At 34.7% G+C, this 24,107-nt stretch carries 17 protein-coding genes; 12 read left to right on the top strand and 5 right to left on the bottom strand.

Annotated features, from left to right (window positions below; genetic code table 11):
* Positions 1-41 precede the first annotated feature (41 nt).
* From IP023_RS02055 to IP023_RS02035, 5 genes are read left to right on the top strand one after another with little or no spacing between them, the layout of a single operon-like run.
* Positions 42-1,580 carry a PQQ-dependent sugar dehydrogenase gene (locus tag IP023_RS02055; RefSeq protein WP_241788585.1) on the top strand — a complete coding sequence of 513 codons (1,539 nt, stop codon included), beginning with the start codon at positions 42-44 and terminating at the stop codon, positions 1,578-1,580.
* A gap of 18 nt (positions 1,581-1,598) precedes the next feature.
* Positions 1,599-2,801, top strand: coding sequence for an NRAMP family divalent metal transporter (locus IP023_RS02050; RefSeq protein ID WP_241788584.1), 1,203 nt, complete (start codon positions 1,599-1,601; stop codon positions 2,799-2,801).
* Positions 2,802-2,803: 2 nt separating this feature from the next.
* Positions 2,804-3,826, top strand: coding sequence for an NAD-dependent epimerase/dehydratase family protein (locus IP023_RS02045; RefSeq protein ID WP_241788583.1), 1,023 nt, complete (start codon positions 2,804-2,806; stop codon positions 3,824-3,826).
* Complete coding sequence (locus IP023_RS02040) at positions 3,827-4,897, top strand: dihydrodipicolinate synthase family protein (RefSeq protein WP_241788582.1); 1,071 nt, start codon at positions 3,827-3,829, stop codon at positions 4,895-4,897. It begins immediately after the preceding gene.
* Positions 4,898-4,906: 9 nt separating this feature from the next.
* Entirely contained in the window at positions 4,907-6,091 is a 1,185-nt protein-coding gene (locus IP023_RS02035; protein ID WP_241788581.1) for a M20 metallopeptidase family protein, read from the top strand.
* A 71-nt stretch (positions 6,092-6,162) separates the two neighbouring features.
* Here IP023_RS02035 and putP read toward each other — a convergent pair whose 3' ends face one another.
* On the bottom strand, positions 6,163-7,665 hold the full coding sequence (gene putP / locus IP023_RS02030) for a sodium/proline symporter PutP (protein WP_241788580.1): 1,503 nt from the start codon (positions 7,663-7,665) through the stop codon (positions 6,163-6,165).
* Positions 7,666-8,004: 339 nt separating this feature from the next.
* Here putP and IP023_RS02025 point away from each other — a divergent pair, with 339 nt between their 5' ends.
* Entirely contained in the window at positions 8,005-10,272 is a 2,268-nt protein-coding gene (locus tag IP023_RS02025; RefSeq protein WP_241788579.1) for a S9 family peptidase, read from the top strand.
* Positions 10,273-10,314: 42 nt separating this feature from the next.
* On the opposite strand, the gene lon is transcribed toward IP023_RS02025, so the two are convergent.
* Positions 10,315-12,786 (bottom strand): endopeptidase La, encoded by a 2,472-nt coding sequence (gene lon, locus IP023_RS02020; protein ID WP_241788578.1) that lies wholly within the window; start codon positions 12,784-12,786, stop codon positions 10,315-10,317.
* Between the two features lie 300 nt (positions 12,787-13,086).
* On the opposite strand from lon, the gene IP023_RS02015 reads away from it, so the two are divergent.
* The 4 genes from IP023_RS02015 (at position 13,087) to IP023_RS02000 (ending at position 20,133) form a co-directional block, all read left to right on the top strand.
* On the top strand, positions 13,087-13,734 hold the full coding sequence (locus IP023_RS02015) for a tetratricopeptide repeat protein (protein WP_241788577.1): 648 nt from the start codon (positions 13,087-13,089) through the stop codon (positions 13,732-13,734).
* 147 nt (positions 13,735-13,881) lie between these two features.
* Positions 13,882-17,181 (top strand): SusC/RagA family TonB-linked outer membrane protein, encoded by a 3,300-nt coding sequence (locus IP023_RS02010; RefSeq protein WP_241788576.1) that lies wholly within the window; start codon positions 13,882-13,884, stop codon positions 17,179-17,181.
* 5 nt (positions 17,182-17,186) lie between these two features.
* On the top strand, positions 17,187-18,926 hold the full coding sequence (locus tag IP023_RS02005) for a RagB/SusD family nutrient uptake outer membrane protein (RefSeq protein WP_241788575.1): 1,740 nt from the start codon (positions 17,187-17,189) through the stop codon (positions 18,924-18,926).
* Positions 18,927-19,206: 280 nt separating this feature from the next.
* Positions 19,207-20,133 (top strand): endonuclease/exonuclease/phosphatase family protein, encoded by a 927-nt coding sequence (locus tag IP023_RS02000; protein WP_241788574.1) that lies wholly within the window; start codon positions 19,207-19,209, stop codon positions 20,131-20,133.
* Positions 20,134-20,138: 5 nt separating this feature from the next.
* On the opposite strand, the gene IP023_RS01995 is transcribed toward IP023_RS02000, so the two are convergent.
* Positions 20,139-20,579 carry a copper resistance protein NlpE gene (locus IP023_RS01995; RefSeq protein ID WP_241788573.1) on the bottom strand — a complete coding sequence of 147 codons (441 nt, stop codon included), beginning with the start codon at positions 20,577-20,579 and terminating at the stop codon, positions 20,139-20,141.
* 56 nt (positions 20,580-20,635) lie between these two features.
* Here IP023_RS01995 and IP023_RS01990 point away from each other — a divergent pair, with 56 nt between their 5' ends.
* Positions 20,636-20,971: a HopJ type III effector protein gene (locus IP023_RS01990; protein ID WP_241788572.1), complete on the top strand. Its 336-nt coding sequence runs from the start codon at positions 20,636-20,638 to the stop codon at positions 20,969-20,971.
* Between the two features lie 40 nt (positions 20,972-21,011).
* Here IP023_RS01990 and IP023_RS01985 read toward each other — a convergent pair whose 3' ends face one another.
* Positions 21,012-22,955: a KUP/HAK/KT family potassium transporter gene (locus tag IP023_RS01985; RefSeq protein WP_241788571.1), complete on the bottom strand. Its 1,944-nt coding sequence runs from the start codon at positions 22,953-22,955 to the stop codon at positions 21,012-21,014.
* Positions 22,956-23,230: 275 nt separating this feature from the next.
* On the opposite strand from IP023_RS01985, the gene IP023_RS01980 reads away from it, so the two are divergent.
* Positions 23,231-23,587, top strand: coding sequence for a T9SS type A sorting domain-containing protein (locus IP023_RS01980; RefSeq protein ID WP_241788570.1), 357 nt, complete (start codon positions 23,231-23,233; stop codon positions 23,585-23,587).
* Between the two features lie 38 nt (positions 23,588-23,625).
* Here IP023_RS01980 and IP023_RS01975 read toward each other — a convergent pair whose 3' ends face one another.
* Positions 23,626-24,072: a retropepsin-like aspartic protease gene (locus tag IP023_RS01975; protein ID WP_241788569.1), complete on the bottom strand. Its 447-nt coding sequence runs from the start codon at positions 24,070-24,072 to the stop codon at positions 23,626-23,628.
* Positions 24,073-24,107: the final 35 nt, after the last annotated feature.

Raw genomic sequence — 24,107 nt, 5'->3', positions numbered from 1 at the left:
GGCACGCGGAGTGCAGACCTAAATTATAGCATATTATTAACGTGATTAAATTATTTTATATAACTAGAGATTATAAGTATACCGCTGTATGCTTATCAGCAATAGTATTTCTTTTTGTTTGTTGCCAAAAACAAAAAGATCATTTTATTGATTATATAAAAATATCTGATGCGACATATTTAGGTGTTTCTGAGCTGGCCAATGCGTTAGATGTGCCTTGGGATATTCAATTTAATGATGAGTTGAATTCTTTATTTGTTACCGAAATTAAAGGTGCGATAAGTAGGATAGATATAGAAACCGGTATAAAGAAGCAGATATTTACAATACCTAATGTTTTTCACAAACGTACTTTGGGTCTTCTTGGCATGGTTCTTCATCCCGATTTTAGCACGAATCCTTTTATTTATGTCGCGTATACTACCAAAGAAGGTGATGCTATATATAGTGAGTTGGCTAAGCTAACTTATGAAAATGATACAGTTGTTAATAGCCAGTTATTATTGAAAATAGAAGGTGCTTCAGGACATAATGGTTCCCGCTTGGTATTTGACAACAATAAAATTTTGTATTGGGCTACTGGCGATGCGCATTCTAAAACACATGCACAAGATTCAACAACATTGAATGGTAAGGTGCTTCGTCTAACTGCTGATGGTGCGATTCCTAAAGACAATCCTATCCATAATTCTTATGTCTATGCTTGGGGCTTTAGGAATATTCAGGGAATGACTTTTACTCCCAATGGTAATTTAATGACTTCAGAGCATGGTGATGCTATAGAGGACGAAATTAATTGGGTACGACCAATTCATAATTATGGTTGGATTGATATTGAAGGATATCATGATACACCCAAAGAAATTGAAATTGCCTCAAAAAGCCCAAGGACGGAGCCTATTAAAGCATGGACTCCCGTTATCGCTCCTGCTGGATTGAAGTATTATGCCAATACAACCATTCCTGAATGGAATAATAGCCTTTTGCTAACCACGCTAAAGAGTCAATCCTTGCGTGTATTGAAAATGAATGTTGGACAAACCTCGATAGTAAAGGAAGATATTTATCTCAAGGATTATTACGGAAGAATAAGAGCAGTTACCACGGATAATAAAGGTAATGTTTATATCGCTACCAGCAATAGAGATTGGAATCCTCAAAAAGGGTTCCCTTTGAAAGGCGATGATCGCATTCTTAAATTATCTAAGATTGATTTTGTTCCCGATCATTACTTATCAGCATACAAATATGATAATACGCAGTCATTAACTGGAAAGCAATTGTACGAATCGTATTGTGCATCCTGTCATAAGACCGATGGTAAAGGGATCGAGGGCAATTTTCCTCCTTTAATAAATACAGCGACAGTTCAGCAGGATGATAAACTGATCAAGACGGTATTAAATGGCCTCAATGAGGAAATAACCGTTAATAATGTAAATTATAATCAACCTATGCCTTCTTTTCAATTTTTGTCTGATGGACAAGTAGCAAAGATATTGACTTATATTAGATCTAATTTTACCAATAATTATCCTGCAATAGACAGTACCAAAATAGCCAATTATAGAAATAAATAATAGTATACAAGCCTAAATATGAAGAAGATTTTAAATATCCTAGGTCCAGGAATCATTACCGCTGCATTGGTATTTGGGCCTAGTAAAATGACGATTACGTCAAAAATGGGAGCAGATTACGAGTTTGGATTGATGTGGATCGTTATCATTGCTTTATTTTTTATGGGAACATTTACAGCGATGTGTTCACGTATAGGTGTGGTGCAGGATAAATCGTTGTTGACCTTAATAAAGGAAAATTTTAATAAAAATATAGGTATCGCTATCGGAATAGGTATCTTTTTGGTAGCTACTTCTTTTCAAGCCGGAAATAGTATTGGTGTAGGTATTGCGATAGGTGAATCTACAGGTACTTCTAAGGATCTATGGATTATCACCTTTACTATTCTGGGGATAGCATTGTTATTCTTTCCTTCATTTTACAAAGTGATGGAAAAACTTATGATCGGTTTGGTATTAATAATGTTATTCTGTTTTATAGCGACCTTGTTTTTGACCGAAATTAATGTAACTAAGCTTGCCGCTGGTTTCGTACCGCAGTTGCCAAAGGGATCTTTAGGATTAGTGATTGCATTTACAGCATCCTGCTTTTCTTTAGTAGGTGCATTTTATCAAACCTACTTGATACAAGAACGCAAAAAAGTAAACCCAAATGGGGTTAGTATCCAGCAATCTGCAAGAGGTGCCTATACAGGAGTAGCTATATTAGGGTTTATGAGCTCCTCCGTATTGATATGTGCTGCCGCGGTATTATTTCCCAAAGGTATACATGTGAGTAGTGCAGCAGAAATGGGTAAAGCTTTAGAGCCTTTATTTGGGACCTATGCTAGCTCATTATTTTTTATCGGCTTATTTGGTGCTTCATTTTCCTCATTAGTGGGTAACGCTACTGTTGGTGGTGCACTTTTGGGTGACGCATTGGGTTTTGGTAGTAGTTTAGAGTCTAAGAAGGTTAAGGCTTTGATTTCTGTAGTCATGATATTGGGCTGTATTGTTGCGGTATCTTTTGGTAAGCTTCCTTTAGAATTAATTGTATTGGCACAAAGCGTTACTATATTTTTAGTGCCATTTATAGGTATATCTATTTTGCTGATTGCCAATAGTAAGAAAGTGATGGGGACTAATGCTAATAATATGTTCTATAAAGTCGTAGGCGCATTAGGCTTAGTGGTCATTTTCGTTTTAATGTTTAGTAATATATACGATATGTTTTTGAAATAGATATGGAAAACCAAATTTTAAGAGATTATGAAGAAAAATACACGTTGCCATCACGTGTATTTTTAGAAGATTTATCAAAAATTGATGGCGATTTTATTTTCTTAGGAATAGGTGGTAAGATGGGACCTAGTATGGCCAAACTATTGATTGATGGTTTGAAAAAAATTGGTGTCACTAGAAAAGTATATGGTGTATCTCGTTTCTCTGATGCTGAAGGTAGACAATATTTGGAAGACTTAGGCGTAGAGACTATTTCATGCGATTTATTAGATGATGAAGCTTTGCAAAAGCTTCCAGAAGTAAAGAATGTGATATACTTGGCAGGGTTCAAATTTGGTGCTGTAGGTAAGGAAGATTTTACATGGGCTATGAATTCATACTTGCCAGGAAGAGTAGCTGATAAATTCAAAAATTCTAGAATAGTAGCCTTGTCATCGGGCAATGTATTACCTTTCGTTAATGTTACCGATGGTGGTGTAGATGAAACAGTATGCCCCGAGCCTATTGGTGAATATGCGCAAAGTACACTAGGTAGAGAGCGTATATTTACGTATTTCAGTAAGAAAAATAATACTCCTATACTTATTTATCGCTTGAATTATGCGGTAGATTTTAGATATGGTGTCGTTAGGGAGATAGCAAAGCAGGTATTTAATAATCAACCTATAGATATAACGACCAATAATGTAAATGTGATTTGGCAAAGTGATGCCAATGAAATCGCTATACGTAGTTTGCTACATACTGAAGCACCGGCAAAAGTACTTAACGTAACAGGTCCTGAGATTCTATCTATAAAATGGATAGCGCAGAAGTTAGCACTAGCATTTGGTAAAGAAGTAGAATTTGTTGGCGTACCCGAAACATCAGCATTATTAAATAATGCCTCAGAGTGTCATAAAATTTTTGGCTATCCATCTGTTAGCATTTTAGAAATTATAGATATTACTGCTAAATGGATGCTCCATGGTGGGGATGAATTTGGTAAGGATACGCATTTTCAAGAAAGGAAAGGTAAGTTTTAAATGAAAAGACTAGCTATAGAAAAAAGAGAACTGTTATTTAATGGTACGGTATTTCCTGCACATCCGTTGTGCTTAGATCAGAATCGTAATTTTGATGAAGATAACCAACGATTATTAACAAATTACTATATCCAAAGTGGTGCTGGTGGAGTAGCTGTTGGTGTGCACTCCACGCAGTTTGAAATACGATTGCCCGAATATAATCTATACGAGAAAGTATTGCGTATATCTGCAGAAGAGGTGGATAAAGCAAATTTAGAACGACCATTTATAAAAATAGCCGGTATCTGCGGTCCGGTAGAGCAAGCTATTAAAGAGGCCGAATTAGCTGTGGCATTGGGATATGATATGGGCTTACTAAGTATGGGGGGCTTACATAGTTTAACAGAACAGCAAATCTTAGAACGTACGCAAGCCGTGGCTAATATCATCCCTGTATTTGGATTCTATTTGCAGCCCTCCGTAGGTGGACGTATTTTTTCTTATGATTTTTGGTCTAAGTTTGTTAATATTGATAATGTAGAAGCTATAAAATGTGCTTCGTTCAATCGCTATCAAACTTTGGATGTAGTACGTGCTATTGCTCATTCTCCACGAAAAGATAATATTGCTTTATATACTGGTAATGACGATAATATCGTTGCTGATTTGATTTCTATTTATAGATTTAATGTAAATGGCAAAGAAGAAGAGGTGCAATTCAGAGGTGGGCTGTTGGGGCATTGGGCAGTATGGACGAGTAAAGCAGTAGAACTATTAGATTGCATAAAGGATTTTAAATTGAATCCGACAATAGAAGGTTGGAAGCATCTGCAAGTATTGAATAATCAAACTACAGACGTAAATGCTGCTTTGTTTGATGTAGCAAATGATTTTCATGGATGTATACCAGGGATTCATGAGATATTGGTGAGACAAGGGCTCATGAAAGGGATATGGTGTCTTAACCCTGATGAAGTATTATCTGAAGGACAAGCGGATGAATTGACACGTGTACATGCTGATTATCCTGCTCTTAATGATGATGCTTTCGTAAAGGAGTTTTTGAATAATTATACTGTAAATAATTAATAAAGAAAGATGATGGATGTTAATGCGATTAAAGTACTCGTAAAAGAAGTGAAAGAGGAAGCAATTCGTCTAAGAAGACATTTTCATAAACATCCGGAACTTTCCTTTCAGGAGTATTTGACATCAAAATATATCAAAGAGTATCTGACAGCATTAAATATCTCTTTTGATTCTGTTGCCGATACAGGTGTTATTGCGCGTATATCTGGTAAACAAACTGATGCTGCTAAGACTATTGTACTTCGTGCAGATATTGATGCTTTGCCCATACAAGAAATAAACAATAGTGATTTTGATTCTATCTACCCACATGTGATGCATGCCTGTGGCCATGATTTTCATACTGCAAATTTGCTGGCTGTTGTCAAAATATTGAATGAGCATAATCAGGACTTTACAGGGACTATAATTGCTGTATTTCAACCCGCAGAGGAAAAAATACCCGGTGGGGCCAAAGCGATAATTGAATCTGGCGTGTTGAATAGTTCTATATCTGCAGTATTGGGTCTACATGTTAGTCCTAAATTTGAAGTTGGTAAAGTTGCGCTTAGATTGGGTAAATTTATGGCGTCAGCAGATGAGTTTTTCGTTCATATAAAAGGAAAAGGTGGTCATGGCGCTCAACCTCACCTTAATATAGACCCTGTAGTTATAGCTTCTCAATTGGTTATTTCGCTACAGCAATTAGTGTCGCGCTGTGCTAATCCTGCCATACCTACCGTATTGTCTGTAGGAAAATTTATCGCTAATGGTGCTACGAATGTAATACCGGATGAGGTGTACTTGGAAGGTACCTTTAGAACAATGGATGAACAGTGGCGAGAGCAAGCAATAGTATTAATAGAGAAACAGCTTAATGAATTACCCCAAATATATGGCGCATCAGCAGATGTAGAAATCAGAAGAGGGTATCCTGTTTTGCATAATGATGCAGATTTAGCCGTTAAAGTACGTTGTTATTTAAATGAATTTTTGGGGGAAGAGGCGGTTGAAGAAGCACCAGTATGGATGGCTGCCGAAGATTTTTCATATTATACTCAGCATTTTCCTTCCTTATTTTTTTTGGTAGGAATAGCGAATACGCAGAAGGGCATAAGTGCCGAATTGCATACACCAAATTTTCAAATTGATGAAGATGCATTTGAATATGCAATAGGTGCTATGCTTTATTCAGCACTTAGGCTTCTGTGTTAGAGGTGTTAAGAGGTGATTTTTTTAACCTAGGACTCTTTTTAGCGTCCTAGGTTTTTTTATAGGCTATTTTTTTAGTCTAATGCTTTTACTTTTTGCGCTACAGATTCAAATTCTTCTTCTATTTCTGCTGATGGCTTAGGTGTTAATAGTGATACAATTAGTATAGTAATAAAGCCTAAAAAGAATCCTGGTATAATCTCATATAGTTCTTTATAATCATGTGGTATGTATACCCATAGTAATACAGTAATACCTCCGACAATCATTCCCATTAGTGCACCTAGATTTGTTGTTCTTTTCCATAACAAGGCCAAAATAACGACAGGACCAAATGCTGCAGCAAAACCTGCCCAAGCATTACCGACAAGGTTCAATATGGTGTCTTGAGGATTTAGTGAAAGCAATAGTGCCACTATTGCGACAATTAGTACAGATGCTCTACTTGTGAATAGTAGATTCTTTGGGCTAGCTTTTTTATTAATAAATGCTTTGTAGATATCCTCTGTCATGGAGCTAGATGTCACTAATAGTTGTGATGAAATAGTAGACATCACTGCTGCTAATATCGCTGAAAGTAAAAATCCTCCTATCAATGGATGAAATAATATCCGTGATACAAATATAAATATGGTTTCTGCCTGTGGTTTAGAATTGTCAAATGACAACATCTGATCTGGATAGAAATCTTTAATGAATGCAATACCAAATAAGCCTACTAATAATGCGCCACCCACTGTTAATATCATCCAACTGATACCAACACGTCTTGCCTTTTTCAAATCTTTGGGATTCTCAATAGCCATAAAACGAACCAATATATGCGGTTGACCAAAATAGCCTAATCCCCATGCTAGAAGGGATATGATACCAATTGTACTTGTTCCTTTGAATATATCCAAATAATTAGGACTCTTACCTTCTATTATAGCAAACGTATTCGTGAGCCCATCCAATTGAAGTACAATAACCGTAGGGACCAAGATTAACGCGATCACCATAATAGTCCCTTGGATAAAATCAGTCAAGCTAACGGCTAAAAATCCACCCAGGAAAGTGTATAGTACAACTACAAAACTAGTAGCAATCAGTCCTGTATAGTAATCCATACCAAAAGCAGATTCAAATAGTCGTCCCCCAGAAACCATGCCTGCGGAGGTATATAACGTAAAGAATACTAAAATTAAAATACTGGATACAATTTTTAATAATTGTGTTTTGTCGCGAAATCTATTTTCAAAGAATATGGGTAGTGTAATGGCATTTTTTGCCACTTCTGTATAGATACGTAACCTAGGTGCTACCAGCAAATAATTTACATATGCACCTATTGTTAAGCCTATTGCAATCCAACTAGCTGATATACCTGACAAATAGACTGCTCCGGGTACACCCATCAATAACCAACCACTCATATCCGATGCTCCAGCTGATAATGCTGTCACCACAGGCCCCATCTTGCGTCCGCCAATAAGAAAATCTTCCGAATTGTCGCTTGATTTGCGGTATGAGTAAACGCCTATTAGTACCATTAATAAGAGGTAAAGTCCAATTGCTATTAATTCGTATGTATTCATTGTTATAATTTTTTTGTCAAAAATAAGAAACTTTTTATCTAAAAGTGTAATTTTATTTCTTTAAAGTTGTTTTTTATGGATAGTTGTACTATTTTGCGAACGTTAAATGTGATTATTTTTTGATAGCAATATACAAGGATTTATTTAAGATCAGGATATCGGTATATACTCATCATTTAGAATAATAAATAACTGTTTTTCATGCACTGATGACTTGTTTATTGATTATTTAATATAAAGGAATAGCATAAATACTGCTATGCTTTAAATATTTCTCTTAAAATTAATGTAACATATCACTCGGTTTATATACTAATTACTTAACTAAAAAAAATAACGATGAAAAGATTTTTAATTCTTACTGTTTCTTTATTTTTGGGTATGACATATACATTTGCTCAAATAATTGGAGACTGGAAAGGAAAATTAGAGGTTCAGGGTACTTCTTTAGCTTTAATTTTTCATATTTCTGAAAAAGATGGCCAGCTTGTAGGAACATTAGATGTTCCTGACCAAGGTGCTATGGGATTGCCATTATCTGATGTTACTTTTGATAATAATATATTGAAGGTAGCGCAAGCACAAGCGAATTTGAAATATATAGGTACTTTAAATGCTACAAAGATAGAAGGTACTTTCTATCAAGGTGGTTTAGAGTTACCTTTGATACTGGAGAAAACAGTGATTACTAAACCTGGAGATACGACTTTAGTATCTTCAAAAGCTGATCTTCAAAAACTAATAGATGCTGCCAAAGGTGATCAAAAGTACAAGGTCCAAGATTATTTTGCTAGACCTAAATCGTCAAGTTTTCAATTGTCGCCAAATGGAAAGTACTTGTCATACATGGAAAAAGATGATAACAATAAGCGTCATGTAATGATCAAGGATATTGCTACAGGTAATGTAGTAAAAGCAATTGAAGAAAAAGATGAACTTATTAGAGGTTATGGCTGGATCAATGACAACAGACTGATCTATGTAATGGATAAAGGTGGAGACGAAAACTATCACTTATTTGCCGTAAACTTAGATGGAACTAATAGCGTAGATCTAACACCTTATGATGGGGTGAAGGCTAGTATTTTGAATTCTTTGAAGGAACAAAAAGATTATATTATTGTTTCTATGAATAAGGACAATAAGCAAATATTTGAGCCTTATAAGATAAATGTTAATACAGGGGAGTCTGTAAAATTATTTACCAATGAAGATCCTGCCAATCCTATTGCAGGATATGATTTTGATAAGGACGGTAATTTAAGAGGCTATGCTAAGATGCTTAATGGCATCAACCAACAATACTTTTATAAAGCAATAGGTACTGATAAATTTGATTTACTACATACCAATAAATGGGATGATACTTTCGCTATCTTATCTTTCAATTATGCTTCTAAGAATCCCGATGAAGCGTATGTCTTAACAAATCTGGATTCGGACAAGACTCGTATTGTATTATATGACTTCAAAAATAGAAAGATCGTTAAGGAGATTTATGCCAATGCAGATTATGATGCTTCTATTTTAGGATTGTCCCGCAAGCGCAATTATGAAATTGATTATTTGGGCTTTGAAGGTGAAAAAGTAGTGATAGAACCCGTAAGTAGAACCTTTAAAGGTATTTATGATAATCTTACTAAGCAATTTCCTAATTATCAATTCTCAATAGTTGCTAAGACGGATAATGAAGACCGCTACCTACTATTGGTAGAAAGTGATAGGTTATACGGTAAGTACTATAGTTATTCTACTTCTACTGGTAAAGCAGAATTGTTATATGATCTAATGCCTCAATTGGAAGAAAATGATATGGCAGTAATGAAGCCTATATCTTTTAAATCTAGAGATGGATTGACGATTCATGGCTATATTACTTTGCCTAAAGCAGCATTAGATGGTAAGAAAGTACCTTTGATTGTAAATCCACATGGTGGTCCACAAGGCGTTCGCGATAGCTGGGGATTCAATCCTGAAGCGCAATTATTTGCTAGCCAAGGATACGCTACCTTGCAGGTAAATTTTAGAATATCTGGCGGATATGGGAAAGAATTTTTACGCGCTGGATTTAAGCAAATAGGACGTAAAGCGATGGATGACGTCGAAGATGCTGTTCGATATGCTATCCAACAGGGATGGGTAGATCCGGATAATATAGGTATATATGGCGGTAGCCATGGGGGATATGCTACCTTGATGGGCATGATAAAAACGCCTGAATTGTACAAAGCCGGAGTAGACTATGTCGGTGTGTCTAGTATTTTTACATTTTTTGAATCTTTCCCCGAATATTGGAAACCTTACAAAGAAATGGTGAAGGAAATATGGTATGATTTGGATAATCCTGAGGAGGCAATTATTGCAAGGGAAGTTTCTCCAGTATATCAATTAGATAAAATCAAAGCGCCATTATTTGTAGTGCAAGGGGCTAATGATCCGCGCGTAAAAATAGCAGAGTCGGACCAAGTGGTTAAAGCGTTACGAGCTAAAGGTGTTGATGTACCTTATATGGTGAAATATGATGAAGGTCATGGTTTCCATAAAGAAGATAATAGCATTGAGTTTTATAAAGCTATGATTGGATTCTTTAGTCAACATTTAAAATAAAATAACATAAAAAAAGCAGGCTACTAGCCTGCTTTTTTTATGTTATTTTTTATCTGTTAGAAAACGATTTATATCTTTCGCTCCTTTAACTTTATCTTTTAAAAGTGCTAAATTGATCACCTCATTCATCTCACTTACATAGTGGAAATTCATGTCTTTGATATAATCATCTTTTATCTCTAAGATGTCTTTTTGATTGGATTTACAAAGGATGATTTCTTTGATATTGGCGCGCTTAGCAGCTAATATTTTCTCTTTGATACCGCCTACAGGCAATACTTTACCACGAAGTGTAATTTCGCCTGTCATCGCTAATTTCTCCTTCACTTTACGTTGTGTAAATAGAGAAGTTAATGCAGTCAACATAGTTACACCTGCTGATGGACCATCTTTTGGAGTAGCTCCAGCAGGAACGTGAATATTAACATCCCAAGTATCAAATACTCTATAGTCAATGCCAAAGTCATCAGCATGGGCACGAATATAAGCCATTGCCAAAGCTGCCGATTCTTTCATTACATCGCCAAGATTACCTGTAAGGCTCAATTTTCCCTTACCTGGACTTAGGCTTGATTCAATAAATAAGATGTCGCCACCTACTGATGTCCATGCCAAACCAGTAACTACACCTGCGACATTATTATTCTCATATATATCTTTATCGAAAATAGGAGCTCCCAATATTTCTTCCACATTGTCATTACTTACACTTGTGGCATGTGGTGTTTCCATTACTATTTTGGTAGCAATACCACGTACGATAGAACCTATTTTCTTTTCCAATCCACGTACACCGGATTCTCGCGTATATTCCTCAATTACCTTTTCGATCACCTTATTGGTTAGGGTAACATCTTTATGTTGTAAGCCATGCATTTCGCGCTGCTTAGGTAATAAATGCTTCTTTGCAATCTCGATCTTTTCTTCTATGGTATAACCATTTACCTCTATTATTTCCATACGATCCAATAATGCGGGTTGTATAGAACCTAATGAGTTTGCGGTAGCGATAAACATAACCTTAGAAAGGTCATACTCCATTTCTACGTAGTGGTCATAGAAGTTCGTGTTTTGTTCTGGATCTAGAACTTCTAGTAATGCTGATGATGGATCTCCTTTAAAGTCTGATGATATTTTGTCTATCTCATCTAATACAAATACAGGGTTCGATGTACCTGCTTTTTTTAAGGATTGTATTATGCGACCTGGCATAGCACCAATATACGTTTTACGGTGCCCACGGATCTCGGCCTCATCACGTACACCTCCCAATGCCATCCTTGTATATTTTCTGCCCAAAGCTTTTGCTATTGATTTACCAAGAGATGTTTTACCTACTCCTGGAGGGCCTACAAGACATAAGATAGGGGCTTTCATATCATTCTTCAACTTCAGTACAGCCAAATACTCGATAATACGTTGCTTTACTTTATCTAAGCCATAGTGATCTTTATCTAATACTTTCACAGCACGGTTGAGGTCAAACTTATCTTTGGTAAGTTCTCCCCATGGTAAGTCCAGTAATAGCTCTAAATAATTTATTTGAACAGAATAATCAGCAGCAGCAGGATTTATGCGTGCCAATTTTTCGATCTCTTTATCAAAATGTGCTTTTACGTCAGCGGACCATTTTTTTGTACGTGCTCTTTTCTTGAGATCATCCATCTCTAAATCTGGCGTACTACCGCCTAATTCTTCTTGGATAGTCTTTAATTGTTGATTCAAATAATAATCACGTTGTTGCTTGTCTAAGTCAATACGGACTTTATTCTGGATTTGGTTTTTCAACTCCAGCATTTGAATCTCTGTAGTCAGATGCTCTAAAAGCAATTTTGCTCTTTTCACAAAATCCTTTAGCTCTAGTAAATCTTGCTTAGCTTCTAGCTCTAAGGCTAGGTTCGAAGAAATAAAATTTACTAAGAAGGTAGGACTCTCGATATTCTTTATCGCAATACCTGCTTCTGAAGGTAGATTAGGCGATAATTGAATAATCTGAAGGGCCATTTCTTTTATCGAAGAAATTAAAGCTTTGAACTCTTTACTACTTGTCTTAGGTTTTTCTTCCGAAAAACGCTCTACTTTAGCTTTGAGATACGGTTCGCTTTGTGTCTCTTCAATAAGTTTAAAACGCTGCTTTCCTTGGATTATAACTGTTGTATTTCCATCAGGCATCTGTAAGATCTTGATGATATTTGCAACCGTTCCTATACTGTTTAATTGATCAAAAGTAGGGTCTTCAACAGTCATATCTTTTTGAGATACAACTCCTATTGTTTTATTTCCTTTGTATGATTCCTTTACTAATTTGATAGACTTATCTCTACCTACAGTGATAGGAATTACCACGCCAGGAAATAATACCGTATTGCGCAATGGTAATATAGAAAGGATTTCCGGGATATCTTCTTTACGCATTTCGTCTTCATCTTGTGGACTCAACAGCGGAAAAAATTCAGTATCTTCGCTAATAATTGGTATTGCTTGATGAAAATCGAATGTATCAAATTTGCTCATATATAATTTCGTTCAAAATCCGACATAATGTCAGATTTTATGTGCTTATGTCTATTTTTAGTATTATACTAGTAATATTGCAACTCAAATGCCAAGATTAAAATTTGGTATTATTTGTGCGGTGTATACATAGGTACTGCTAAATAGTCAGTATTAGCTGACAAATACACTTCATAAAAGGTAAATAGTATACCATTTTGTGGAAATGTTTATAAGTATTTGTTGACCTGTAAAATTTATATTGGGATATTTACTTAGTATAAATAAATAATATATTGTTGAAATAATTAATAAATAGATATGAACTTCAAATCAATTAGAATAGGTTTTTCAGTTTTAGCATTGGCTTTGACTACAATGACTGTGCAAGCTCAACAAGAGGAGCATAGTAATGCAAATGTGCGATTAGGACAAAAAGCATTGTTAGATGGTGATTTTAAGTCTGCCGTTACTTATCTTGAAAAAGCACTTCCAGCAGAAGAAAAAGACCCTTCTGTTTTATATTTATTAGGCTATTCTCAATTTCAATCTGGAGATTTTTTAAAAGCTTCTAATACTTTTGGAAAAGTAATTGCATTGGCACCAACAAACGCAAATGCGTATTATTATAAAGCAAAAGCTAATAATACTTTAGCGATTACGCCTAGTAGCACGATGACAGATGCTAAGAGATTGGAATTGTTACAATCTGCTATCGCAGATTATACTAAAGCGATTTCAATTAACAAAACGGATGCTAAGTTATATCAAAATAGAGCTATTGCATATCGTGATTTAGGAATTATTAGAAGTACTGAAGGCGGAAATACATATAATAAAGTAGCTGCTACCGAAGCGTATAATAAAGCGATTACTGATTTCGAAAAAGTATTATCTTACGATACGGCACGTAAGGATATTCAAACAGAATTGAAAAAAGCTAAAGTATATAGAGATCTTTTAAAATAGATTATATATTTAGCAGATTGAAAACCGAAATAATTAGTTATTTCGGTTTTTTTTATTACATATATGTATGAAGATGTTATTATAATTTAATATCTTTATTTATCGATATACTTGTATCGAAGTATCAATTTACAAATAACCTATTTTATGAAACACAAAGTATTTTCTAAAAATGCTGTTTATGATGATATTTCTCATTTTAAACAAGCTCGAAGAGGAAAAGTTAAGTTGTCATTAGTATTGCCTCTTATTTTTGGGCTATATTGTGGTAACGTTACCGAGTCGAGGGCTGCTCATGCTGTACATTTAAATATGACAGCTAGTAACACTGATTTTCAGGCAAAATTGACAGGACGTATTCTTGATCAAAATGGTAAACCAGTATCTGGCGCTTCCATAAAATTATTAGGAACAAAATACCAAACGGAATCCAATACGGATGGTTTTTTTGAATTAGATGTAGCAACATTGCCCGCTAATGCAAAGATAGCAGTTTCGTATGTAGGGTTTAAAAACCAATCCGTACCAGTTAAGGCAAATCAGGCAATAAATGTAATCTTAGATGAGGATTCATCAGAATTGGATGAGGTAGTAGTAGTAGGTTATGGTACGCAGAAAAAAGAAAATCTTACAGGGTCTGTAGATGTATTATCAGGTAAAGCGTTAGCTGATAGACCTGCAAATAATATTGCGGATCTAATAAAAGGTGCTTCACCCAATATGAATATCAGCATGGGAATGCGTGGTGGCGAGCCTGGTGCTAAAAGTTCGTGGAATTTACGTGGGGTTGGTTCTATTAATGGTAATTCATCTCCTTTAGTATTGGTAGATGGTGTAGAGATGGATTTAAGTAGCTTAGATCCTGAATCTGTAGAAAGTGTATCTATATTGAAGGATGCTTCTGCATCAGCTGTATATGGATCAAGAGCTCCTTTTGGAGTCGTATTAATTACCACAAAAAAGGGCAAGGCAGGTGATTCGGCACAGATTTCGTATAGCAATAACTTATCGAGTTCTTCTGCATTAAACTTACCCAGTTTTATAGATTCGTATACTTGGGCAACAGCATACAACCAAGCAAATGTTAATTCAGGCCTTGCTCCTCTATATAGTGATGAGCAGATGCAAAGGATCAAAGGGTACATAGATGGTACATTTGAGTATGAGTATGATCCCAATAATCCTATAGCAAATGTATTTCACGGGCGAAGAAATGGTAATGCAAATTACGACTGGCCTCATATTTTAATGGGTAATAAAGCATTTAGTCAGAAGCACAACGTTAACGTTTCCGGAGGATCTAATACTACGCAGTATTATATGTCTGGCGGATACACCAAGCAAAATGGTACTTATGCTTTTGGATATGATTATTTTCAACGTTATAATTTCTTATCTAATTTAAGTTCTCAAGTCACCAAATGGTTGAAATTTAATACCAGTATAAAGTATGCTAATTCGGGGACAGATTTTCCCCTAGGAGAGACTACTGTTGGTCGAGAGCATACATTTAGGGAGATGCAAACATTTGCTCCAATGATGCCTTATTATAATATCAATGGTACAATACAAAGTCCATTGATAAATCTTTTAGAGAAATCAGGTAGAGATAAAGCTGATCATAGTGATTTTATGGCTTCTATAGGTGCTGAATTAGAACCTATAAAAGGTTGGAAAACAATTGTTAACTATAATTACAATGCTAAAAATTCTAAACTATGGTCCAATCCTAAACCTGTAATGGTAGAATTAGGAAATGGGACTTTTGGAAATATTGGTAAGGCTCAATCAAGCTATACGGATGAAAGACAAGAAACTAGGTACAAGTTGTTTAATGCTGTTACTTCCTATGAGACGAATTGGGCAGATCATTACTTCAAAGGAATGCTGGGTTTTGAACAAGAAGAAAATGAATATTCCGCATTATTAGCTAATAGTACAGGTCTGATTACGGATGATCTGCCTTCTATAAGTACATCATTAGGTGATAAATCTGTAGACGATCATCTTAATCATTGGGCTACACGCGGTGTTTTTGGACGTATTAATTACAATTATCAAGAAAAATACTTGGTTGAACTAAGTGCGCGATATAATGGCTCTTCCCGTTTTCCTAAGCACAATAGATTTGGATTCTTTCCTTCGGGATCAATTGGCTATGTGATTTCTAAAGAAGATTTTTTTCAAGCTGCTTTACCTTATATTAATAATTTGAAAGTTAGAGCTTCATATGGTGCCCTAGGTAATCAAAACGTAAATAACTATTTATACTATTCTAGACTTAATGTATCTCCTAACCTGAATTGGATTATTAATAATGCCAGACCACAATATGCTACCGTGCCTGCATTGATCAGTGATGAAATAACTTGGGAAACTATTACTACAGTAAATTTTGGATTAGACGCTTCCCTTTTGAGATCTCGATTAGGCGTAACATTTGATTGGTACAACCGTACGACCAATGATATGCTCGGCCCTGCAGTGACATTACCTTATGTATTAGGGGCTGTAACACCATTGGCAAATAATGCTAAAATGGAAACTAAAGGCTATGAAGTTGTTATTTCTTGGAACGATAGATTAAGTGATAGATTCTCTTATAATCTTAAATTCACTTTAGGAGATAGTAAATCAAAGATTTTGGAGTATAGAAATGTTAATGGATTAATTGATACCTGGTATGCAGGTAAAATGTATGGAGAGATATGGGGATTAACCACTGATGGTTTAATACAAAATGCGGGAGAATCGATAGCTGATCAGTCTAAATATTATAGCACATGGGGCCCCGGTGATATGAAGTATGTAGATGTAAATGCGGATGGAAAGATCAATGATGGTTCACGGACACTTGATAATCATGGTGACTTGAAGGTGATTGGCAATCGCTCGCCACGCTATAATATAGGCTTTACCGGAGGATTTAGGTTTGATAACTTTGATTTTAATATGTTTTGGCAGGGGATAGGTAAGCAAGAATTTCAACCTGATGCAGGATCTTCTTTATTCTGGGGGATGAATGCCTCATGGCAAAATTCGGGTTTATATAAAGACTCACCAGGTTTAGATTACTGGAGACCGAGTAATGAAGCTAGTATCTTGGGCGCTAATACGGATGCTTATTTTGCTAAACCTTATTTTACTGTTGAAACAAATAAGAATAGACAAGTACAGTCTAAATATATTTTGAATGCTGCTTACTTCAGGATGAAAAATGTGCAAGTAGGTTATACTTTACCAAATACTGTATTGGAGAAGGTGTTTGCGAAAGCGAGGATTTATTTCTCTGGTGAAAATTTATTGACATTTACTAGTTTACCTAAAGTTTTTGATCCTGAAACTGCTGTAGCTTCTGACCCTGCTAATGGTGGATCTACCGCGAGTGGAGTTATTTACCCATCCACTAAGACTTACTCCTTTGGTGTTAACTTAACATTTAAATAAAAATTATGAAATTTTCGAAACTACATATATACGGATTAGTGGGTATTAGTTTGCTTACTACATCCTGCAATGATAAATTTTTGGATAGAGCACCTTTAGATGAGGTTACTGCTGAAGTATATTTTAAGAAACCCAAAGATCTTGAAACGTATGTAAATCAATACTATAATCAAACTTTTTTTCCTAAATATGCGAATCATGGCAATGATTTTAACAGTGATGACCAAGTCAATGGACAGGTAATAGATGAACGTTTGCAGGGGACTCGTGTTATAGTGGGTTCAGGTACAATATCTTTTACAAATGTGCGAAGTATCAATTATTTTTTGAATAATTATCAAAAAGTAGCTGATAATAATGCCTTTGATAGCTATAAACAATTTGTAGGTGAAGCTTATTACTTTAAAGCTGTGGCCTATTTTAATCTATTAAAAACCTATGGTGATATTCAATGGTTGGATAAAGACTTAGGAACTATGTCACCAGAATTGTATGCTGCGCGCACGCCCCGAAATATTGTTGCCGATCGTATCATCGCTTGTTTGGATACTGCCGCTACCTATCTTTCTGAAGATAAGGGAACTGGGGCTGGGCGTCTTAATAAATGGATTGCGTTATTGATGCAAAGTAGGGTAGCACTTTATGAAGGTTCATGGCAAAAATATCATAATGGTACTGATTTTGGCGTAGTAAATGCCGATCCTAACAAATATTTTAATAAGGCTGTGGAGGCATCAAAAAAAATAATGGATTCAGGTAAATATGGAATTTATACTACAGGAAATCCAACAAAAGACTATAGGGACTTATTCTCTTTGACAGATTATACCAATAATATGGAGGTTATGTTTTGGCGGAAATATGATAATGATATCATTAAAGGGGATGCTGGATTTGTGAATGACCGAAACTTTAGAATGGTAACACCATCTGGTAAAACTCTAACCAAAGAGTTTGTTGATAGTTACCTATGTATCGACGGTAAGCCTATTTCTTCAAGCTCTTTATTTCAAGGCTACGATAATGTAGAAAAAGAAGCGGTGAATAGAGATGGTAGATTTATGCAGACTGTTGCCACTCCGAGTCAAACTTGGAAAATATTAGCTAATGGTACTATCCAAAATTGGTCTGAAGTTTATGATAAAATAAATCAAAATTCGGATTACACTGCACCTACAGGTTATATAATTCAAAAAGGATATGATCCTGACGTGAATAATCACGTCACTCAATCTGAAGAGACACCTTCTATATTATTTAGGTATGCCGAAGTTTTACTTAATTATATCGAAGCCAAAGCAGAGTTAGGAACAGTTACGCAAGTAGATATTGATAATACTATTAAACTTTTAAGAGATCGAGTAGCAATGCCTAATCTCCAATTGAATGCCATTTCAACTGATGTGAATTGGAGTTTTTCAAATTTGTCTTCTTTGATTAATGAAATAAGAAGAGAGCGTCGTGTAGAGTTAGTAGCTGAGGGTTTCCGTTGGGATGATATCGCTAGATGGGCTGCTGCGGATGAATTGATCGTTGGCAAGAGACCCAAAGGTTTTAAAGCTTCACAAATCAAGAATAATAATTTGGATTTAACGGGTACTGTTGACGATGCTGGTTTCTTGGATCCATTTAGGAAAGCAATGGTGAATGGATACGGTTTCAAAATAGATCGTGATTATCTTAATTCTATCCCTGAGAGTGAATTAGTCTTGAATGATAAATTAATACAAAATCCAGGCTGGTAATTTAGTTTCTCTATTTATATACGTAATTAATAAAAGCGAAGTTCAAGCAATTGGACTTCGCTTTTTTAATAAATTAATCTGCGCGATATGATTTGATCTAGCATAGATCATGGAATGTTTTTCTTTATAATAGTTTATCTTAATTAAATTTCATATGATTATATTATTTTTTTAATATAAAAAACTTACATTTTTACTTTGTTTATTTAATTATAAATAAATATTTTTAATAAATTTTTCTTAGGCTATCCTAGATGTTTACATTACTAAATTTATATAAATGGTTATTACTGTTTCATTTTTAGGGATTATTTTGGTGATTTGTATCGTTATTTTTTTACTCAATAAGCGTAGATTAATTGCTGTATTTTATCCGCATGATCATTCAATATTGTCTCAAAGTGAAGGGCATATTCGGTTACTTACCTACAATGTTGCAGGTTTGCCAGAAAAAATATCTAGTGCCAAGACAAAAAGATATGATAGTATGCTGCTTATCGGGGAGAAGATTAATAACTATGATATCGTAAATGTTCAGGAAGATTTTAATTACAATATACAATTGTATACTAATACCCTACATTCTTTTAAATCTGCACATCGTGGCAAAGCTATTTGGGGTGATGGTTTGAATACTTTGTCAAAATATCCTATTCTAGAATTCAGAAGAGTAGCTTGGAAAAAATGTAATGGTTCTGATTGTTTGACACCTAAAGGGTTTTCACTAGCGCGTATTTGTATCGCTGCTAATGTTATTATTGACACGTACAACGTACATGCTACATCCGGATATTCCCTGTCGGCAGCAAAGGCCAGAAGAAATAATCTTTTACAGTTGGCAAACTATATTGATCAGCATTCAGTAGGTAATGCACTGATTGTTATGGGGGATTTTAATGCTCATTATCAATATCATTTGGATAATATGATTGATTTTTTGGAACAAACAAAATTGCAAGATAGTTGGGTATCAACTATCTTGCAAGGGAAATACCCAAGTGTTCAGGATAATTTCGTAATATTAGATGACCTTAGTTGCAATAATTATATCGAAACTATTGATAAGATTCTATATCGTAGTAATGAACACATCACATTGGAACCTCTAAAATATAAAGTTGAGGAAGAGATCTTTTTAGACAATAATGAAGCTCATCTTTCTGATCACTTAGCCGTAATGGTTGACCTCAAATGGAATATTACTTAACGTACTTATTGAACCTTATTAAGGTAATATTTTTCGGCAATTGCACCTTCGATTACTTTACCTTCAGTATCTAATTGGATAAGAATGTTTTCACCAACTTTATATTTAGTATTCAGGTCTTTGCCCATCAAATGAACTATAGAGCCGTTATCGTGCCACATAAACTTGCCTGAATCTTGGACACTTGTATTTTTTTCTAAGTATTCTGCTTGATACGTAAAACTGTCGTCATCTTTTAAGGTAATCGTAGTTTTGATACCTGAGCAATCAGCACACGGTACAATACCGTCATATGTTCCTGCCCAATCTAGCGAATTTTGAGAAGTGTGCGTAGTATCTACATAGCTGCTGTCAGTAGTACTGCTGCTGTTACTCGAACTATTTGATTGACATGATTGAATTTGAATTGCTAACAATAGGATAGCAGGGATAAATAATTTTTTCATATATATTGTTTTTAGTACTGATTTATTTTAATCTCTTGTTTTAATATCTTTGTTGTATGACAACTAATAATTTACTAACATCATTGCGTGTAAAGCAAGCTGATTTTAAAGAAGTGTTACATCATATTGACAATATGTATGTATATACCGCTTCCGCATTTACTAATGGAAGCCAAAATAATGCCGAAAATGAAAATCAAGGTAGTGCTCGGGTATTATTTTTCGCTAAGCTGAATAACTTATCTAAAGAAGATACCTTAGAATTGTTTGCTGAACATTATGCTTCTGTTTTAAATACTCCAGAGGGAACAGATCATCAGAATATACGCCAATTTCAACTACATGGATGGGAGGCGGTTTCTTTTGAAAAAGATGTACTTACTCTTAAATAAAAAAGGCTAGTCTAACTAGCCTTTTTTATTTAAATAGATTTTAGCTCAATCGATTTATTTTTATATTTTCTGTATTTGGAATATTTAGTGGAACACGTTCTAAGGTAACAAAGCTACTATCTAATCCAAAACCCTTTTCCTCACTGAGGCCAAAGTATTTTAAGAGTCGGTAACATTCCATAATAATCCTATCACGCCAGCTTAAATCTGATGTCTTGGTAAATATCTTTTCTAAAACAACAAAGTTAAAATCCCCAGGAATTTTATGTTTTTTTAATGTTTCATATTGACTAGTAATATCTATTTCACCATTAGCTACCATGTCTTCGACGACTTTCCGAAATAATAGGCTTATTTTTTGCTCTTCTCTAAATCCAAGCTTAAAATCTATTCTAATCAGTTTATTTGGGATTAATTGATTTACCACATAGTTCCTACCATGTGGTGAATCGGTAACATCTACGTGAACAAACCAATATACATCTGCTCGTTTAGGTTTTTTATTAAGGATAGAATAGATGATTTTAGCCTCTATTTCATGTATTGCATTAGCGCTAGTGAGATAAACTAATTGTGAGGCAAAAGTAGGGATAGAACGATCCTCACTTAATTCGGAAATTATAGGATAATAATCTTTAATATTAATAAAGCGGACATGCTTATTTTTAATCTTCCGCGCTTTGTACCAAGCGAACATAATGACAAAAATAGTAGTTGCTAAAAGTAATGTTACCCATCCTCCATGTTTAATTTTTACTATATTACCTAATAAAAAGGTTAGCTCAATACTAAAATAAATTAATGCAAATAGAAAAATCCAAATCTTATTGACTCTTTTTCTGAGCATAAAAAATATTAAAAGCGTAGATGTAGCAATGAAAGTAAGGTTTATGGCTAATCCATAAGCCGCTTCCATATTTACTGATTTTTGAAAAATAGCAATAATTATTAGACAACCGATATAAAGGATAATATTTATCGAAGGAACATACAATTGGCCTTTTTGATCACTAGGGTATCTGATCGTTACTTTTGGCCATATATTTAACCGTACGGCTTCCGCAATAAGTGTAAATGAACCCGAAATCATGGCTTGACTAGCTATGATGGCTGCGATACTCGCAATGGTAATACCACAAAATAAAAACCAATCAGGCATTATAGCGTAAAATGGGTTTTGCTCACCCATAGCTTGACCTTCATGTATAATCAACCATGCTCCTTGACCAAAGTAATTTAATATTAGGGCAATCTTTACAAAGATCCAGCTGACACGGATATTTTTCTTCCCCGCATGACCCATATCCGAATATAAAGCCTCTGCGCCTGTTGTACACAGAAAAATTGCGCCTATTAGTAACAGCGCATTGGGGTGATTGATTAGCGTCTCAATGGCATAAATTGGATTTATAGCTTTTAGTACTTCAGGAGCTTGTCCTATATACGAAAATCCGAGTACCCCAATTGTACTAAACCAAATCAACATTAATGGTCCGAATAATCTTCCTACAATAGAGGTGCCAAATCGTTGAATCAAGAATAATAAAGAGATGATTGCTATTACTATCGGTACGGTAGGAAAATTTGGATTATAAATTGCCAAACCTTCAATGGCTGATGAAATCGTAATAGCTGGCGTAATCATACCATCAGCTAATAATGTAGAAGCCCCAATGATGGCAGGAATGATTAGCCATTTGGACTTTCTTTTTACCAAGGAATAAAGGGAAAGAATACCTCCTTCTCCCTTATTATCCGCATTCAATGTTATCAATACGTATTTAATAGTCGTTTGAAGGGTCAATGTCCAAAATACACACGATAATCCGCCAAATACTAGATCCTTCTGGATAAGACCTTGGTTGAATATTGCTTTAAATACATAAAGGGGAGAGGTACCAATATCACCAAATATGATACCTAATGAAATTAGTAAACCGGCTGCACTTAAGCGGTTTATCCCATTTTTAGAGTCTGAACTCATAGTTTCTTAGATCAAGATATACCTTAAAATATTATGCGAAGATATTGCAAAATATTGAGGTAACGACATGTCTTGTTAAAAATTGTTAAAAACATATATTTTTTTACATATCTGCTTCAAAACCAATGAAAAAAAGTATATTTGTTTAAGAGGTATTATGTTTTAAAGTAAATGTAATTCTAAACTCCTCCTTGATCGTAATAATATAAGTCAACGTGAATATAAATATCCTTAAATACGTCAATATATCGGTGCTAACAGTAATGTTGGTCACTATGGCGTTTTCTACTTTTGCCGAGGATATCAACCGTAACTTATTTAATAACGCTGATGCTAGCACATTATTGTATGCTGATGAGGATTCTGAAAAGAATATTACTAATGTTAAAGTATCTTACAATCCTGTTGTCTCTCAAATAACAGTATCCCTGAAATTAAATAAACAGAGCAATGTCGTTATAAAATTGATGGATGCTTTAGGAAATGAAATATTAAATCTTTCTAACTCGACTTTAGAATCGGGGACGCACAATTTATCTTTCGATAAAGATGATAAGGTATCAGCAGGTTTTTATTTTGTTCGTGTATCTTCAGGTACAGAGACCATAGTAAAACGTATATCAATACGATAGTAATTAATTACGATATAGATATTAAAAAGTCAATCATTTTATGATTGACTTTTTATTTTTCGACTATTTAGTTTCAACGTTTTCTTTTTGTAATCTATTACAGCGCCATATTTATACAAAATATCTCCGCCTAAAACTCCTATTACAGCGGGGAAATTCATTTGTTGGTAGGCATAGTTTATAGTAGAAAGATCCAATACGGCTACTTGTATATTTTTGATAGTCCAGTCACTAATCATAAGAGATTCTAAATATAGTGTGTGACTTTCCATTTCATTAGTACCTAAGCCAGTTGAGAGTATATTACTAGATATCAATTCTTCTTGAGCAAGTCCCATATCAATAAGTAATTGTTTGTCTAATACTGTTTTTGAGGCTCCTGTATCCAGTACCATTTTAAATTTCTTTTGTAAGAGTATTACATTAAGTATAATGTGAAAACCATCGTTTTGGATGGTTAAGATTTCAAAAGGTATTATATGCATATATAGTGTTTAATACTTACAAAGAAAGGGCTTTT

The sequence above is a fragment of the Sphingobacterium rhinopitheci genome (assembly GCF_022627575.1).
Taxonomy (GTDB): domain Bacteria; phylum Bacteroidota; class Bacteroidia; order Sphingobacteriales; family Sphingobacteriaceae; genus Sphingobacterium; species Sphingobacterium rhinopitheci.
The sequence above is the reverse complement of the archived record's forward strand: the minus strand, read 5'-3'. Positions and strand labels throughout refer to the sequence as shown.